Source organism: Pseudomonas sp. Leaf15 (assembly GCF_001421425.1).
In the GTDB taxonomy this organism is placed as follows: Bacteria; Pseudomonadota; Gammaproteobacteria; order Pseudomonadales; family Pseudomonadaceae; genus Aquipseudomonas; species Aquipseudomonas salomonii.
Genome location: NZ_LMKI01000012.1, coordinates 309,483 through 324,789 on the forward strand (window position 1 = coordinate 309,483; position 15,307 = coordinate 324,789).

General features: G+C 59.1%; 15 protein-coding genes and 1 pseudogene. 3 read left to right on the top strand and 13 right to left on the bottom strand.

The genetic code is table 11. The features are described from left to right. Nucleotides 1-140: 140 nt before the first annotated feature. The 5 genes from ASE80_RS11765 to rplM all read right to left on the bottom strand — a co-directional run bounded on the left by ASE80_RS11765 (nucleotide 141) and on the right by rplM (nucleotide 3,828). Nucleotides 141-920, bottom strand: coding sequence for a cytochrome c1 (locus ASE80_RS11765; protein ID WP_017138267.1), 780 nt, complete (start codon nucleotides 918-920; stop codon nucleotides 141-143). Beyond that, the gene (locus tag ASE80_RS11770; protein WP_017138268.1) at nucleotides 920-2,131 is read right to left on the bottom strand and encodes a cytochrome b; all 1,212 of its coding nucleotides are present in this window, start codon (nucleotides 2,129-2,131) and stop codon (nucleotides 920-922) included. The genes ASE80_RS11765 and ASE80_RS11770 overlap by 1 nt, the downstream gene beginning before the upstream one ends. Beyond that, complete coding sequence (gene petA / locus ASE80_RS11775; RefSeq protein WP_003216040.1) at nucleotides 2,131-2,727, bottom strand: ubiquinol-cytochrome c reductase iron-sulfur subunit; 597 nt, start codon at nucleotides 2,725-2,727, stop codon at nucleotides 2,131-2,133. The genes ASE80_RS11770 and petA overlap by 1 nt, the downstream gene beginning before the upstream one ends. Nucleotides 2,728-2,992: 265 nt before the next feature. After that, complete coding sequence (gene rpsI / locus ASE80_RS11780) at nucleotides 2,993-3,385, bottom strand: 30S ribosomal protein S9 (protein ID WP_003216038.1); 393 nt, start codon at nucleotides 3,383-3,385, stop codon at nucleotides 2,993-2,995. 14 nt (nucleotides 3,386-3,399) lie between these two features. Then, a complete protein-coding gene (gene rplM, locus ASE80_RS11785) occupies nucleotides 3,400-3,828 on the bottom strand; it encodes a 50S ribosomal protein L13 (RefSeq protein WP_003171742.1) in 429 nt (142 codons plus the stop codon). 248 nt (nucleotides 3,829-4,076) lie between these two features. Here rplM and ASE80_RS11790 point away from each other — a divergent pair, with 248 nt between their 5' ends. Next, nucleotides 4,077-5,117 carry an NADP(H)-dependent aldo-keto reductase gene (locus tag ASE80_RS11790; RefSeq protein ID WP_056859048.1) on the top strand — a complete coding sequence of 347 codons (1,041 nt, stop codon included), beginning with the start codon at nucleotides 4,077-4,079 and terminating at the stop codon, nucleotides 5,115-5,117. 137 nt (nucleotides 5,118-5,254) lie between these two features. Here the strand turns inward: ASE80_RS11790 and ASE80_RS11795 are convergent, their stop codons facing one another. After that, on the bottom strand, nucleotides 5,255-6,391 hold the full coding sequence (locus ASE80_RS11795; protein WP_056859049.1) for an acyl-CoA dehydrogenase family protein: 1,137 nt from the start codon (nucleotides 6,389-6,391) through the stop codon (nucleotides 5,255-5,257). Nucleotides 6,392-6,611: 220 nt separating this feature from the next. On the opposite strand from ASE80_RS11795, the gene ASE80_RS11800 reads away from it, so the two are divergent. Further along, nucleotides 6,612-7,532 (top strand): GlxA family transcriptional regulator, encoded by a 921-nt coding sequence (locus tag ASE80_RS11800; protein ID WP_177336516.1) that lies wholly within the window; start codon nucleotides 6,612-6,614, stop codon nucleotides 7,530-7,532. Nucleotides 7,533-7,661: 129 nt separating this feature from the next. Here the strand turns inward: ASE80_RS11800 and zapE are convergent, their stop codons facing one another. From zapE to ASE80_RS11815, 3 genes are all read right to left on the bottom strand, one after another. Then, nucleotides 7,662-8,756 (bottom strand): cell division protein ZapE, encoded by a 1,095-nt coding sequence (gene zapE, locus ASE80_RS11805; protein ID WP_056859051.1) that lies wholly within the window; start codon nucleotides 8,754-8,756, stop codon nucleotides 7,662-7,664. 79 nt (nucleotides 8,757-8,835) lie between these two features. Further along, nucleotides 8,836-10,191 carry a tryptophan--tRNA ligase gene (locus tag ASE80_RS11810; protein WP_056859052.1) on the bottom strand — a complete coding sequence of 452 codons (1,356 nt, stop codon included), beginning with the start codon at nucleotides 10,189-10,191 and terminating at the stop codon, nucleotides 8,836-8,838. A gap of 24 nt (nucleotides 10,192-10,215) precedes the next feature. After that, entirely contained in the window at nucleotides 10,216-10,845 is a 630-nt protein-coding gene (locus ASE80_RS11815; protein ID WP_056859053.1) for an alpha/beta hydrolase, read from the bottom strand. A 147-nt stretch (nucleotides 10,846-10,992) separates the two neighbouring features. On the opposite strand from ASE80_RS11815, the gene ASE80_RS11820 reads away from it, so the two are divergent. Then, on the top strand, nucleotides 10,993-11,430 hold the full coding sequence (locus ASE80_RS11820) for a YhcB family protein (RefSeq protein ID WP_017138275.1): 438 nt from the start codon (nucleotides 10,993-10,995) through the stop codon (nucleotides 11,428-11,430). Nucleotides 11,431-11,625: 195 nt separating this feature from the next. Here the strand turns inward: ASE80_RS11820 and ASE80_RS31805 are convergent, their stop codons facing one another. The 4 genes and pseudogenes from ASE80_RS31805 to ASE80_RS11835 form a co-directional block, all read right to left on the bottom strand. Beyond that, nucleotides 11,626-12,297, bottom strand: a complete 672-nt coding sequence (locus tag ASE80_RS31805) for an ATP-binding cassette domain-containing protein (protein WP_442962903.1) — start codon at nucleotides 12,295-12,297, stop codon at nucleotides 11,626-11,628. A 12-nt stretch (nucleotides 12,298-12,309) separates the two neighbouring features. Continuing rightward, nucleotides 12,310-13,350 (bottom strand): annotated as a pseudogene (locus tag ASE80_RS31810) (ABC transporter ATP-binding protein/permease); the annotation flags it as partial. A 99-nt stretch (nucleotides 13,351-13,449) separates the two neighbouring features. Next, nucleotides 13,450-14,010 (bottom strand): response regulator transcription factor, encoded by a 561-nt coding sequence (locus ASE80_RS11830; protein WP_003171731.1) that lies wholly within the window; start codon nucleotides 14,008-14,010, stop codon nucleotides 13,450-13,452. Continuing rightward, on the bottom strand, nucleotides 14,003-15,265 hold the full coding sequence (locus ASE80_RS11835) for an ATP-binding protein (protein ID WP_017138277.1): 1,263 nt from the start codon (nucleotides 15,263-15,265) through the stop codon (nucleotides 14,003-14,005). The genes ASE80_RS11830 and ASE80_RS11835 overlap by 8 nt, the downstream gene beginning before the upstream one ends. Between the last annotated feature and the right edge of the window lie 42 nt (nucleotides 15,266-15,307).

Sequence of the window (15,307 nt, forward strand, 5' to 3'; positions counted from 1 at the left end):
CCTCGCTTGTTGAAATTATGGAAAGCTCAAAAACGAGCGCGCCCAGAGAGCATCCCTGTAGTGCCTGGTTCAACCAGACCGCTACGTATTCAGAGATGCCGCTGGGCGCGCAAGATTAACAGCAATTGCTTACGGTTGGATCAATGCACATCCTTCCAGTATTCGCGTTTGAGCAGATAAGCGAACACGAAGAAGAAGGCCAGGTACAGCAACACATACGTACCGATGCGCTGATGCTGCAATTTGACCGGGTTGGCCGAGTAGGCCAGGAAGGTCACCAGATTCTTGACCTTCTCGTCGAACTGCTCTTCGTTCAGCGTACCGGTCTTGGGCACGATGGTCAGTTGATCGCACGCTTCGTGTGTCAGAGGCGTGCCGGTCAGCGGATCATATTGCTTCTTGCCGTCTTCAACGACCTGAACCTGCTTGCATCCTACCACTTGGCGACCCTGCAGGCCGACCAGAACGTTAGGCATGCCGACGTTCGGGAAGACTTTGTTGTTCACGCCGTAAGGGCGCGCCGGGTCTTCGTAGAAGGATTTGAGGTAGCCATACAGCCAATCGGTACCGCGCACACGCGCCACCAGGGTCAGGTCGGGCGGCGCAGCGCCGAACCAGGCCTTGGCATCCGCAGGCTGCATGCCGATGTTCATGTGGTCGCCGATCTTGGCGCCCGTGAACACGGCGTGGCTGAGCATCACGTCATGGGGAATGCCCAGGTCATCGGCAACCCGCTCGTAACGCTGGAACTTGGCGCTGTGGCAGCCCATGCAGTAGTTGGTGAACGTACGCAGGCCATCTTGCATGGCGGCCTTGTCGGACACGTCGATATCGACTTTTTCCAGCTCCGCGCCGTGCTCGGCCGCGAAGGACAGTAGCGGCAGCGCCGCAAGGATCAAAGCAACGAATAACTTTTTCATCAGCCAGTCACCCTTTCCGGAACCGGTTTGGTCTTCTCGAGCCGGGTGTAGAACGGCATCAGAATGAAGTAGGCGAAGTACAGGAAGGTGCAGACCTGCGACAGCAGCGTGCGCTCAGGGGTCGGCGCCAATACGCCCAATACGCCCAGGATCACGAATGCAATGCAGAACACCCACAGCCAGATCTTGCTCAGCCAGCCTTTGTAGCGCATCGACTTGACCGGGCTGCGGTCGAGCCACGGCAGTACGAACAGCAGCGCAATTGACGCGCCCATGGCCATTACGCCCATGAGCTTGTCGGGGATCGCCCGCAAGATCGCGTAGAACGGCGTGAAGTACCAGACCGGGGCAATGTGCTCAGGCGTCTTGAAGGCGTTGGCCTGTTCGAAGTTAGGCTTCTCGAGGAAATAACCGCCCATCTCCGGGAAAAAGAACACGATCGAGCAGAAGATGAACAGGAAGACCACCACGCCGACAATGTCTTTGACGGTGTAGTACGGGTGGAACGGAATGCCGTCCAACGGGATGCCGTTTTCGTCTTTATGCTTTTTGATGTCCACGCCATCGGGGTTGTTGGAACCCACTTCGTGCAGTGCCAGGATATGCAGCACCACCAGGCCCAGAATCACGATAGGCAATGCAACGACATGCAACGCAAAGAAGCGGTTCAGGGTGATGCCGGAGATCAGGTAGTCACCACGAATCCACTGGGTCAGGTCGTTGCCGATCACCGGGATCGCACCAAACAGCGAGATGATCACCTGGGCGCCCCAGTACGACATCTGGCCCCACGGCAGCAGGTAGCCCATGAAGGCCTCGGCCATCAGCGCCAGGTAGATCAGCATGCCAAACACCCACACCAGCTCGCGTGGCTTCTGGTACGAACCGTAGAGCAGGCCACGGAACATGTGCATATAGACGACGATGAAGAACGCTGACGCGCCGGTGGAGTGCAGCAGACGCAGGATCGAGCCGTACTCGACGTCACGCATGATGTACTCGACGGAGGCGAACGCCTCTTCCGCCGACGGCGTGTAGCTCATCGTCAGCCACACACCGGTGACGATCTGGTTGACCAGCACCAGCAAGGCCAGCGAGCCGAAGAAGTAGAAGAAGTTGAAGTTTTTTGGCGCGTAATATTTGCTGAGATGGTCTTCCCACATTTTAGTGGCGGGGAAGCGCGCATCCACCCAATCCATGAACTTGCTCATCAGGCTTTCTCCCCCTCGTCGACGCCAATGACAATGACACTGTCAGTCTCGTAGTGATGTGGCGGCACTGGCAGGTTCAGTGGTGCGGGTTGTGACTTGTAGACGCGACCGGCGAGGTCGTAATGGGAGCCGTGGCAAGGGCAGAAATAGCCACCGACCCAATCCTTGCCAAGGTCGGCAGGAGCAACTTCCGGGCGGAAGGTAGGCGAGCAACCCAAGTGGGTGCAGATACCGATCAGCAGCAGGATCTCTGGCTTGATCGAACGGATTTCCTTATCGACGTAGGCGGGCTGGTCGGAGTTCTTAGAGTCGGGGTCAGACAGCTGACCTTCGATTTTCTTCAGATTCCCCAGGATCTCCTCAGTACGACGAACGATGAAGACCGGCTGACCGCGCCACTCAGCAATCATCTGCTGGCCTGGGTCGATCTTGCTGACATTCACCTTCACCGGTGCACCTGCGGCTTTCGCCTTGGCACTGGGAAACCATGACCCCACGAACGGGACCGCAGCCCCCACCGCTCCTGCAGCACCCACCACGGATGTGGCTGCTACCAAGAAGCGACGCCGGCCTGCATTCACGCCGTCATTGCTCATTCAGTCCTCTCCCATCAGCTTTTTGGCCTGTTAAATCAGGCGTCTACTAAGTGTTGAATCTTTACTTATAAAAATTTTGTCGGATGGTAATGAAAAGCCCCACGTATGACAAGGGAATTGCCCTGGGCTCAGCCTCCAGGCCTTGTAGTATAGGGGGTCTACGGATGTGGCAAGTTGTCACGGTAAAATTTATGCATAAATCGCAGGCAATAAAAAACGCCCAGCTCCGTAAGGAGTTGGGCGTTTTTGTGGAACGTAAAGCGAATTAACGCTTCGAGTACTGCGGACGCTTACGCGCTTTACGCAGACCGACTTTCTTACGTTCTACTTCACGAGCATCGCGAGTTACGAAGCCAGCTTTGCGCAGAGCGCCACGCAGGGTTTCGTCGTACTGCATCAGAGCGCGAGTGATACCGTGGCGGATTGCGCCAGCTTGACCACTTACACCGCCACCGATAACGGTGACGTAGATGTCGAACTTTTCAACAGTCTCGGTCAGTTCCAGCGGCTGACGAACTACCATGCGGGCAGTTTCGCGACCGAAGAAATTTTCCAGAGTGCGGTTGTTGATCGAGATGTTACCAGTACCCGGACGCAGGAAAACGCGAGCGGTAGCGGTTTTGCGACGGCCAGTGCCGTAATTTTGAGTCGCCGACATAATGAACTATTCCGTTAAAACTTCAGTTCTTGGGGCTGCTGAGCAGCATGAGGGTGTACAGCGCCCGCATAGACTTTCAGCTTGCGAAACATATCGCGACCCAGTGGGCCCTTAGGCAGCATACCTTTGACCGCGATTTCGATCGGGGCTTCAGGCTTCTTGGAGATCAGGCCTTCGAAGTTCGAAGACTTGATACCGCCTGGGAAACCGGAGTGACGGTAGTACATTTTGTCTTGCGCTTTGTTGCCGGTAACACGTACCTGCTCGGCGTTGATGATGACAATGTAGTCACCGGTGTCAACGTGAGGGGTGTACTCAGGCTTGTGCTTGCCACGCAGACGGCTGGCGACTTCAGTGGCCAGACGACCCAGGGTCTGACCAGCGGCGTCGACGACAAACCAGTCGCGCTGAACTGTTTCCGGTTTTGCAGTAAAAGTTGTCATTCTTTAATAGCCTCAGGGGCCGCCCTGTAAATTAGACGGCGGATCTTACTGAATAGTGCGTACTTTGACAAGTCAAAGGCAGCCGGATACAGACGCTATCGGGGGCTCGGGTCGGCGCGTCCGTTCAACGGCAAGATTCTTCGGCAGGCGGCGCATCACTTCCACTGCAGAAAGAGGTGGGCAATTATGCAGATTGCGAAAAAAAATTCAACCTGCTTTTATGATTGTTTTCCCCGAAGGAGTACCCGATGGATTATCGACAGCTGGGCCGCACCGATCTGAACGTAAGCGCGATCGCCTTGGGCACCATGACCTGGGGTGAGCAGAACAGCGAGGCAGAGGCCTTCGCACAGATCGAACGGGCCAAGGCCGCAGGGATCAACTTCCTCGACACCGCCGAAATGTACCCGGTGCCGCCTAAAGCCGACACCTATGCCACCACCGAGCGTTATATCGGTAATTACTTCAAGAGCCGCGGCGACCGTGCCGACTGGATCCTCGCCAGCAAGATCGCCGGCCCCGGCAATACCATCGACTACATCCGCGACGGCCACCTGCGCCACAACCGCAAGCACATCGTCGACGCCCTGGATGCCAGCCTCAAGCGCCTGCAAACCGATTGGATCGACCTCTACCAGCTGCACTGGCCGGAGCGCAGCACCAACTTCTTTGGCCAACTGAGCTACAAGCACAAGGACGAAGACGACCTGACCCCGCTGGAAGAAACCCTCGAAGCGCTGGACGAACAGGTCAAGGCCGGCAAGATCCGCCACATCGGCCTGTCCAACGAAACCCCGTGGGGCACCATGAAGTTCCTGGCCCTGGCCGAAGCCCGTGGCTGGACCCGCGCCGTGTCGATCCAGAACCCCTACAACCTGCTCAACCGCAGCTTTGAGGTGGGTTTGGCGGAAGTGGCGATTCGCGAGCAATGCGGCTTGCTGGCCTATTCACCGCTGGCCTTCGGCATGCTCAGCGGCAAATACGAAAATGGCGCACGCCCGGCCAAGGCGCGCCTGACCGAGTACAGCCGCTTCAGCCGCTACTTCAACCCGCAGTCGCAAGCTGCGTGCAGCCGTTATGTGGCCCTGGCGCGGGAACATGGCCTGGACCCGGCGCAGATGGCTTTGGCGTTTGTGACGCAGCAGCCGTTTGTGACCAGCAACATTATTGGCGCCACGAGCCTGGAGCAGTTGGACAGCAACATTGCCAGTGCTGATTTGAAGCTGTCCAAGGAAGTGCTGGAAGGGATTGAGGCGATTCAGAAGGATCATCCGAACCCTGCGCCTTGATTGATTTGTAGATAGCTATGATCGTTCCCACGCTCTGCGTGGGAATGCCGCCCTGGACGCTCCGCGTCCGCGCTTGTATGACGCAGAGCGTCACCGGATGCATTCCCACGCAGAGCGTGGGAACGAGCCGATGGGCGTCAAAGCGCCCGCGCAATAATCTCCTTCATGATCTCATTGGTCCCCGCATAAATGCGCTGCACCCGCGCATCCGCCCAGGCCCGCGCAATCGGGTATTCCCACATGAAGCCGTAGCCACCGTGCAACTGCACGCACTCGTCGAGCACCTTGCATTGCAGGTCGGTGGCCCAGTACTTGGCCATCGCAGCGGTGGGCACGTCGAGCTTGCCTTCCAGGTGCAGCGCCATGCATTTGTCGACAAACACGCGGCCGATCTGAATCTCGGTGGCCATCTCCGCCAGTTTGAAGCGGGTATTCTGAAAGTCGGCAATCGCCTTGCCGAACGCTTTGCGCTCGCGGGTGTAGTCCAGGGTCCACTGCAGCGCAGCTTCGGCGGATGACAACGCGCCAATCGCCACCGTCAGGCGCTCCTGAGGCAGCTCCTGCATCAAGTAGGCGAAGCCCATGCCCGCCTGGCCCAGCAGGTTTTCCTTGGGCACGCGTACATCCTGAAAGAACAGCTCCGAAGTGTCCTGGGCCTTCATGCCGACCTTCTCCAGGCGCTTGCCCTTGTCGAAGCCCGGCGTGTCGGCTTCCACCAGAAACAGGCTGGTGCCCTTGGCGCCGGCCTTGGGATCGGTCTTGGCCACCACGATTACCAACTCGGCGAGGTAGCCATTGGTGATGAAGGTCTTGGAGCCGTTGATCACATACTCATCGCCATCCAGCACGGCGGTGGTCTTCACACCCTGCAGGTCAGAACCGGCACCCGGCTCGGTCATGGCGATGGCCGTGACCATCTCGCCGGAGATCAGTTTAGGCAGGTACTTTTGCTTCAGCGCCTCACTGCCGTAATGCAGGATGTAGGGCGCGACGATGTCCGAATGCAGCGAGAAACCGATGCCGGTAAGGCCCAGGCGACTGATCTCTTCGATCACTACCGCGCTGTACAAAAAGTCCGCGCCCAGCCCGCCGTATTCTTCCGGCAGGTGGGAACACAGCATCCCCGCCTCCCCCGCTTTGCTCCAAAGATTACGGTCGATGTAACCCTGCTTTTCCCACTGTCCGTGGAACGGCGCAGCGTGTTTTTCAAGGAAGGTGCGCACGCTCTCGCGGAAGAGTTCGTGCTCCGAGCTGAACAAGGTTCTGGGGATCATGGGTCACCTGCGTGGATTGTCGGACAAAGACCAGACCACAGAGCCTATGCCGCGAAGGCGTCACAGGACACTGGACACATGCGACAAAAAATAAGACGATCCAGCCGTCTGGTGACCACTTTCCCCTATAAGAATAAATGAAATTATGTCTAACCAAATCTCCACGCCCTTGCGGCGCGTCAGCATTTTGGCCATTGATCGGGTATTCGCTTCCACCCTCATGCAAGCCAAGGATTTCTTCCACCTCGCCAGCCTGCGTTACGGCAAGCAGCAAGGCCTGGGCCTGACCCCGGCATTCGAAACGCGCCTGGTCAGCCCTGACGGGCAATCGGTACGCAGCTTCAGCGATGTGATCATGCCGGTGGACGGCGGCCTGGAAAACGCCGACATCATTGTGTTGCCGGCCTTCTGGGATGACTTCGAAGCCCTGTGCAGCCGCTACCCGCAAGTGCTGCCGTGGTTGCGCGAACAACATGCGCGCGGCGCGGTGCTGTGCGGCGAAGCCACCGGGGTGTTCTGGCTGGCCGAAGCCGGGCTGCTCGATGGCAAGGAGGCGACCACTTACTGGCGCTTCTTCAACGCCTTCAGCGAGCGTTTCCCCAAGGTGCAACTCAACCAGGACAAGCACCTCACCGACGCCGACAACCTGTACTGCGCCGGCGGCACCACCTCGGCGTGCGACCTTTACATCTACCTGATCGAGCGCTTCTGCGGCGCCAACATCGCCCAGGCGGTGGCCCGCGACATCCTTTACGAAGTGCAGCGCAACTACGCGCCAGGGCGCATCGGTTTTGGCGGGCAGAAGCTGCACCAGGACGTGATCATCCTGCAGATCCAGCACTGGCTGGAAGAGCACTTTGCCGACAAGTTCCGCTTCGAAGACGTCGCCCGGGAACACGGCATGAGCATTCGCAACTTCATGCGCCGCTTCCAGACGGCCACGGGTGACAAGCCGCTGCATTACCTGCAAAGGCTGCGCATCGAAACGGCCAAAGGCCTGCTGTCGGGCAGCCGCAAGAGCATCAAGACCATCAGCTATGAAGTGGGTTACGACGATGCAAGCTTCTTTGCGCGGCTGTTCAGGCAGCACACCGAGCTGTCGCCGAACCAGTATCGCCAACAGTTCCAGCAAGCCGCGTAAGCCAGACTCAACTCGGTGAAAAATGTGGGAGCGGGCTTGCTCGCGAATGCAGTGTGTCAGTCAATGCATCTTTAACTGATCCACCGCATTCGCGAGCAAGCCCGCTCCCACATTTGATCTGAGTTGCCTTTAGGGTTTATGCCCACGCGACAGGAACTCGTGGGACTGCATTTCGAGCAAGCGGCTCAGGGTGCGTTGGAATTCGAAGTTCAAGCGACCGCCCGTGTAGAGGTCCTTGAGTTCGACTTCCGCCGAGATAATCAGCTTGACATTGCGGTCATAGAACTCGTCGACCATGTTGATGAACCGCCGCGCGATGTCATCGGTAGTAACGCTCATCTGCTCCACGCCGCTCAAGATCACCGCGTGGAAGATCTTGCCCAGCTCGATGTAGTCGTTCTGGCTACGCGGGCCGTCGCACAGCTGGCGGAATTCGAACCAGGCCACGTCATCGCAGGTACGCAGGGCGATGATTTCGCGGTTCTCGATCATCAGCTTGTCGTTTTCCACTGCCTGGGTGCATTCCGGCGTCAGCGCGCGGAAGCTCTTTTTCAGGCTTTCATGCGCCGCTTCGTTCAGCGGGAAGTGGAACAGTTCAGCCTGCTCAAGATGACGCAAACGGTAGTCGACACCGCTGTCGACGTTGACGATCTCGGTGTTCTGCTTGATCAGCGCGATGGCCGGCAGGAAGCGCGCACGTTGCAGGCCGTCCTTGTACAAGCCGTCAGGCACGATGTTCGAGGTGGCGACCAGGGTCACGCCGTTCTTGAACAGTTCTTCCATCAAGGTGCCGAGGATCATGGCGTCGGTAATGTCGGAGACGAAGAACTCATCGAAGCAGATGACCCGCGCTTCGTCGGAGAAGCGCTTGGCGATAATGGTCAGCGGGTTCTTCTCGCCCGGCAGCGTCTTCATCTCTTCGTGCACACGCTTCATGAAGCGGTGGAAGTGCGTACGCACCTTGTCCTTGAACGGCAGTGCTTCGAAGAAGGTGTCGACCAGGTAGGTCTTGCCACGGCCCACGCCACCCCAGAAATACAGGCCTTTGACCGGCGTGTGGTCTTTCTTGCCAAACAGCTTGCTGAACATCCCTGGCTTGTTGTGCGAGGCCGCGACCAGGTCGTCATACAGGCGCTGCAAATGACGCACCGCATTTTCCTGGGCCGCGTCATGGAAGAACTCAGGGCGTTTCAGATCAGCTTGATATCGTTCTAGGGGCGTCATAATTTCGTTAGCAAGGCAACAAAAACGGGCCGTCACTGTAACGACGGCCCTGGATAATGGCAATCAACCCTTGGTCGGGTTAATCCTCGATGGGGGTCAACGCAACGCGCAAGGCGGCGATGGCTGCATCGCGCGACGCTTCGTCGGCAAAGTCAGCGCTGTCGGCCACGGCAGCACCGTCCAGCCATACGCTGAAACCTGTGGCCTCAGTGCGTAGATCCAGCGCGTCGCCGTTTTGCAGTTGCTTGGTCACGGCGCCCGCTGTTTTGCCGTCGGCAAAGTTGCGCGACAACAGCAATTGCTCGCCCTCGGCCGACAGCAGGCGGAAGCGGAAGCTGCCGTCGTCTTCACGAAAGCTCACGAAGCGCGCAGCTTTGGCGGTTTTCTTCTTGGCCGTCACTGGCGCGGCGGCCTGGTTGACGAACGAACGCAGGCCCACGGCTTCACGCAGCTCGGCAAGGAACGGTGCGGCCACGGCGCGGGCTTTCTTGGCGCCGATCAGCAGCAGGTCTTCCATGTCCGAGGGGCGCGACATCAACTGGTGGTAACGCTCGCGCGGCTCGCTCAACTGGCTGTCGAGCAGTTGGAACAGACGATTCTTCGCCTCGCCCCAACCCAGGCCTTGCAGCAGCTCGGCGCGGAACTCTTGTTCCTGAGCCTTGCTGGCAAATGCCTGGAACAAGGTGAACAGGTGCGAGTTGTCCGGGTCTTTGGCTTCGCCAGGCGCGCGCGAATCGGTGACGATCCGCGAGATGGCGTCCTTCATGTCCTTGGCGCTGGTGAATAACGGAATGGTGTTGTCGTAGCTCTTGGACATCTTGCGGCCGTCCAGGCCCGGCAAGGTGGCGACGCTTTCTTCGATCAACGCCTCGGGCATGGTGAAGAATTCTTTACCGTTGCCGAACAGGTGGTTGAAACGCTGGCCGATGTCGCGGGCCATTTCCACGTGCTGGATCTGGTCACGGCCGACCGGCACCTTGTGCGCGTTGAACATCAGGATGTCCGCCGCCATCAGCACCGGGTAGCTGTACAGGCCCATGCTGATGCCGGCGTCCGGGTCTTCACCGCTTTCGACGTTCTTGTCCACCGAGGCCTTGTAGGCGTGGGCGCGGTTGAGCAGGCCCTTGGCGGCAACACAGGTCAGCAGCCAGGTCAGCTCGGGAATTTCCGGGATGTCGGACTGGCGATAGAAGGTCACCCGGTTCACATCCAGGCCACCGGCCAGCCAGGTCGCGGCGATTTCCATGCGCGAGCGCTGGATGCGCTGCGGGTCATCGCACTTGATCAGGGCGTGGTAGTCGGCCAGGAAGTAGAAGGAATCGGCATTCGCGTCCTGGCTGGCGAGGATCGCAGGGCGGATCGCACCGGCGTAGTTGCCCAGGTGCGGCGTGCCGGTGGTGGTGATGCCGGTGAGGATACGGGTACGAGTCGTCATGGGTAATCGCTTATCAGACTGCTATCAATTCGAGAGGCGCGGCAGCACCAGATCCTTGAGATCGGTGAGCTTGCCATGAAAAAAGTGTCCGCATTCTGCCACTTTCAGCAGCTCATGGGGGCGTTTGAGGGCGGCGGACCAATCGTAGACCAGCTGCGGGTCGACCACTTCATCGGTTTCCGGCTGGATCAGGGTCAATGGGCAGCCTTGGGGCAGCACATCGCTATCGCGCAGGCGCATCACCGCAGCGGCGACCATGAACAGGTGCGCAAGCTTTTCGCCCTTGGCTTCCAGGCGGCCGCCGAGGCTGGCCGCGACATAGCCGCCGAAGGAAAAGCCGAGCAGGGTAATCGGCAGCTCAGGGTGTTTTTCCCGCAGCCAGGTGGCCGCCGCTTCGGCATCGTCCACTTCACCGGTGGCCATGTCGTGAGTACCGGCGCTCGCGCCGACGCCACGGTAATTGAAACGTAAAGTAATCAAACCAGCATCGCGGGCAGTGCGTTGCAGGGTCGAAACGACTTTATTGAGCATGGTCCCGCCTTGCACCGGGTTAGGGTGGCAGATCAGCGCCAGGCCACGTGGCTCGGGGTGATCCAGGTACAAGGCTTCCAATTGGCCTACCGGGCCGGCGATCAAAACGGGGGTTTCACGCATGAGCAAGGAATGAACTCCGTGACCTCTCAAAGGGTCGACTCGTCTAGCTAAAAGTCTGTGCATGGCATCATTGCGAGCTTAATCGCGGTATACAGCGCAGGTTTGAGCCGTTAACGTAAAGCAAAGCCGTTTATAGAGGAAGGACTCGTGGAACACTCGCTCTTAGTTTGGTTGTTGCCGACTCTTGCCCTGGTTGCCGGTGTCGCCATTGGATTCCTGGTTGCCCGCTTGCTGCCGAATGCCGCGCCTAACCGCACGCAGCGTCAGCTGGATGACATTCAGGAACGTTTTGACAGTTATCAGAACGAGGTTGTTACCCACTTCAACAGCACCGCGACCCTGGTCAAGAAGCTCACTCAGAGCTACCAGGAAGTACAGGATCATCTCGCCGATGGCGCCAACCGCCTCGCCCTCGACGACATCACCCGCCAGCGCCTGCTGGCCGCGCTGCATTCCGATGCACCGCAAGCCCCACGGGAGCGCTTGACGCCGCCGCGGGAAAACCAGGAGCCACCACGGGACTACGCGCCAAAAACGCCGAACGCCCCAGGCATGCTGGATGAGCATTACGGCTTGAAGAAGTAAGTTATTTTCAAGCACTAAAAAGCCCGGCTGATCGATGATCAGCCGGGCTTTTTTGTGGGTGCTCAATCAAGCAGGCGACACTAATCCAATGTGGGAGCTGGCTTGCCTGCGATAGCGGTGTACCAGCAAAGTATCTGTTGCCTGACCCACCGCCATCGCGGGCAAGCCCGGCTCCCACATTGACCGCGTAAGACCTTAAGCCGATTGTTGCTCCTGCAACAGCCCACCCTCAATCCGCACATGCCGCCCATGGAAGCGTTTGAGGCTGCTGCGATGGCCGACACTGACGATACTCAGCCCCGGCAATTCATCGATCAGCGCTTGATACAGGTTCGCTTCATCCTCTTCATCCATGGCCGAAGTGGCTTCGTCCATGTACAGCCATTGCGGCGCGAACAACAAGGCGCGGGCAAAGGCCAGGCGCTGCTGCTCACCGGGTGAGAGCATGCGCTGCCAGTGGTTGGCCTCATCCAGACGGCTGACCAGATGGGGCAAGCGGCAGGTTTCCAGGACCTGTGCATAACGTTCGGCCGGGTAGGTGCTGTCGTCTTGTGGATAACTCAACACCGCCTTCAGGCTGCCAATCGGCAAGTAGGGCTTTTGCGGCAGGAACAGATAACGCGCCGCCGGCAGGCGAATGCTGCCGTGGCCCGCGGGCCACAAGTTACCCATGGCGCGCAGCAACGTACTTTTACCGCTACCGGAACGCCCACTGAGCATCACGCGCTGGCCAGGCTCTACCGTCATGTCGGCGTCGGTGAGGAGGCGGCGGCCGTCGGCCAGGTCCATGCCCAGGTCTTTGACCACCAGTTGCTCGCCGTGCGGGCGCACATCGATGGCCGGAGCACGTTGCTCGTTGCGGCTCATGGCCTCATGGAAACTCAGCAGACGGTCACTGCTGGCACGCCAGCTGGCGAGGTCGGAGTAAGCGGTGATAAACCAGCTGAAATTGCCCTGCACATTGCCGAATGCCGAGTTGATTTGCATCAGCTCGCCCAGCTCGATCTTGCCGGCGAAATAGCGCGGTGCCGCCACGATAAATGCAAAGACCACCGCGATCTGCTCATAGCCTGCGGTGAAGAATGTCAGGCGCTTGGACACCTTCATGATGTCCCAATAGTTGTGCCAGACCTTACCGAACCGCGCACTCAAACGTTGATTCTCGTTTGACTCGCCATTGTACAAAGCAATGCTTTCGGCATTTTCCCGCACGCGCACCATGGAGAAACGCAAGTCGGCTTCGAACCGTTGCTGCTGGTTGCTCAAGCCGATCAAACGACGGCCGATCAGGTGCGTCAGCCAACTGCCGACGGCGGCATACAGCAGTGCGCACCAGAACATGTAGCCGGGGATGGTGATACCGAACACTTCGATGCTGCCCGACACGCCCCACAAGATAATCGAGAACGACACCAGACTGACCACATTGCGTAGCAAACCCAACCCCAGCGTTAACGTGTTCAAGGTAAAGCTATTGAGGTCTTCGGAAATCCGCTGGTCCGGGTTATCGGTATAGCCGCCCTGCTCCAACTGGTAGTAGTTCTTGTTGTTGAGCCAGCGTGCAAAGTGCTTTTCGGTGAGCCACGCGCGCCAGCGAATGGTCAACATCTGGGTCAGATAGAGGCGGTAGACCGCGCCGAGAATAGCCACCGCAGCGATGCCGCAGAAATAGATGATCTGTTGCCAGAAGGCCGCAGTGTCCTTTTTTTCCAGGGCGTTGTAGAAATCCTTGTACCAGTGGTTGAGCCACACGGAAATCGCCACGCTGAACAGCGTCAGACCAATCACCACAGCCAGCAACAACCAGGCCTTGCCCTTCTCTTCACTGCGCCAATACGGTGTGATCATCGCCCAGGTTCGGCGCAAGAATTGCCCACGCACCGCGTCGTTGACCGCGGAATACTCAGCGTTCTGATTCATCGTTCAGGCTCTGTAAGAAAATGTGACAGGCGTTTGAACCGATCATAGACGATCGGTTCAGCGCGCTGTGCAGCCTGAAGCGGATTGTTCAGACTTTGTTCAGCGCCGTACCGGGCGTTTCTGCAACTTGCGTTGCAGCGTACGTCGGTGCATGCCCAACGCGCGGGCGGTAGCGGAGATATTGCCTTCGTGTTCGGTCAGCACGCGCTGGATGTGTTCCCACTGCAGGCGGTCCACCGACATCGGGTTTTCCGGCACCAGGGTGTCGAGGTCGGCGTGCTCGGAAAGCAAGGCGGCCAGCACGTCGTCGGCATCCGCCGGCTTGCACAGGTAGTTGCAGGCGCCGCGCTTGATGGCCTCGACGGCGGTGGCGATGCTGGAGTAACCGGTGAGGATTACCACGCGCATTTCCGGGTCCAGCTCCAGCAGCTTGGGCAGCAGCACCAGGCCGGAGTCACCGTCCATTTTCAGGTCGAGCGCGGCGTAGTCCGGCAGGTCGGCCTGGGCGATGGTCAGGCCTTCTTCAGCCGAACCTGCCGTGCTCACGCGAAAGCCACGACGGCTCATGGCGCGCGCCATCACGCGGGTAAAGGTGGCGTCGTCATCTACCAGCAACAGGTGCGGCAGTTCTTCGCCTTCGACTTGGATCTCGTCACTCATCGATATCTCCTCGTGCGACACGGGGCAGGCGCAGCTCGGTGAGCGTGCCACCTTCCTCATGACTATAGAGCTTCACTGAGCCGCCCGCGCGGGTCACGCTGGCCTTGCTCAAAAACAGGCCGAGGCCGAAGCCTTTGCCCTTGGTGGTAAAGAACGGTTTGCCGATCTGTTCGGCAATGGCCAGCGGCACGCCCGCGCCGTGGTCACGAATACTGATGGTGACGTTTTCCGCGTCCCAGTCCAACTGTACGCCCAGGCCTTCGGGGCAAGCGTCGGCGGCGTTGTTCAGCAGGTTAAGCAAGGCCTGGGTCAGGTCCGGCGGCGGCGCCATGCGCGGCACACTGCCCTGCCCTAATAGATGAAAACGGTAACTGGCTTCGGGACGCATCAGGTGCCAGCGGTTCAGGGCTTCGTCGAGCCACTGGGTCACGTCCTGCATCTCAACCGCCAGGCGGCGATTGGCTTCGGCGGCGCGCACCAGTTGCTGCAAGGTCTGCTTGCACTGCTTGACCTGTTCGCGCAACACACCGAGGTCTTCTTGCAGCACCGGGTCGTGATGGTCCTGGGTCATTTCGTTAAGCAGCACGCTCATGGTCGCCAGTGGTGTGCCCAATTCGTGGGCGGCGCCGGCGGCTTGAGTGGCGACGGCCAGCAATTGCTGGTCGCGCAGGCCTTCTTCGCGGCGAATAGCGCGCAGTTCTTCCTGACGGCGCAGTTCCTCGGCCATGCGTGCAGCGAAAAATGTGATCACTGCAGCAGACAGCGCGAAGCTCAGCCACATCCCGTAGATCTGCAGGTTTTCGCGGGCGATGGGAAAGGTTTGCAGCGGATAGAACTGCGCCAGCAGCAAGGTATAGAGCGTCAGCGCAATACCCGACAGCACCACCGAGTAGCGCCATGGCAAGGTCACGGCGGCGATGGTCAGTGGCACCAGGTAATAAGAAACGAATGGGTTGGTGGAACCACCGGAGAAATAAAGCAACACACTGTGGATAAACAGGTCGCAGGCCAACTGGAGCGCATATTCCAACTCGGTCACCGGCCACGTAGTGCGCAAACGGATGGCGGTGAACGCGCACAGCACCGTGGAAAACGCCAGGGTCACACCCAGTTGCAGCCACGGCAGCGGCAGCAGGTCGAACCAATAGGCAAGCCCGACGGAGCCGGCCTGTGCGGCCAGTACCAGGGTACGGATGAACGTCAGGCGCCAGAGGTTCTGGCGTGTGGCGGAAGTCAGTTTTACGGCGGCGAGCATGAGCTCTCCCGGTGAGCGCTGCAGGCGGATCGGCACGAGTAT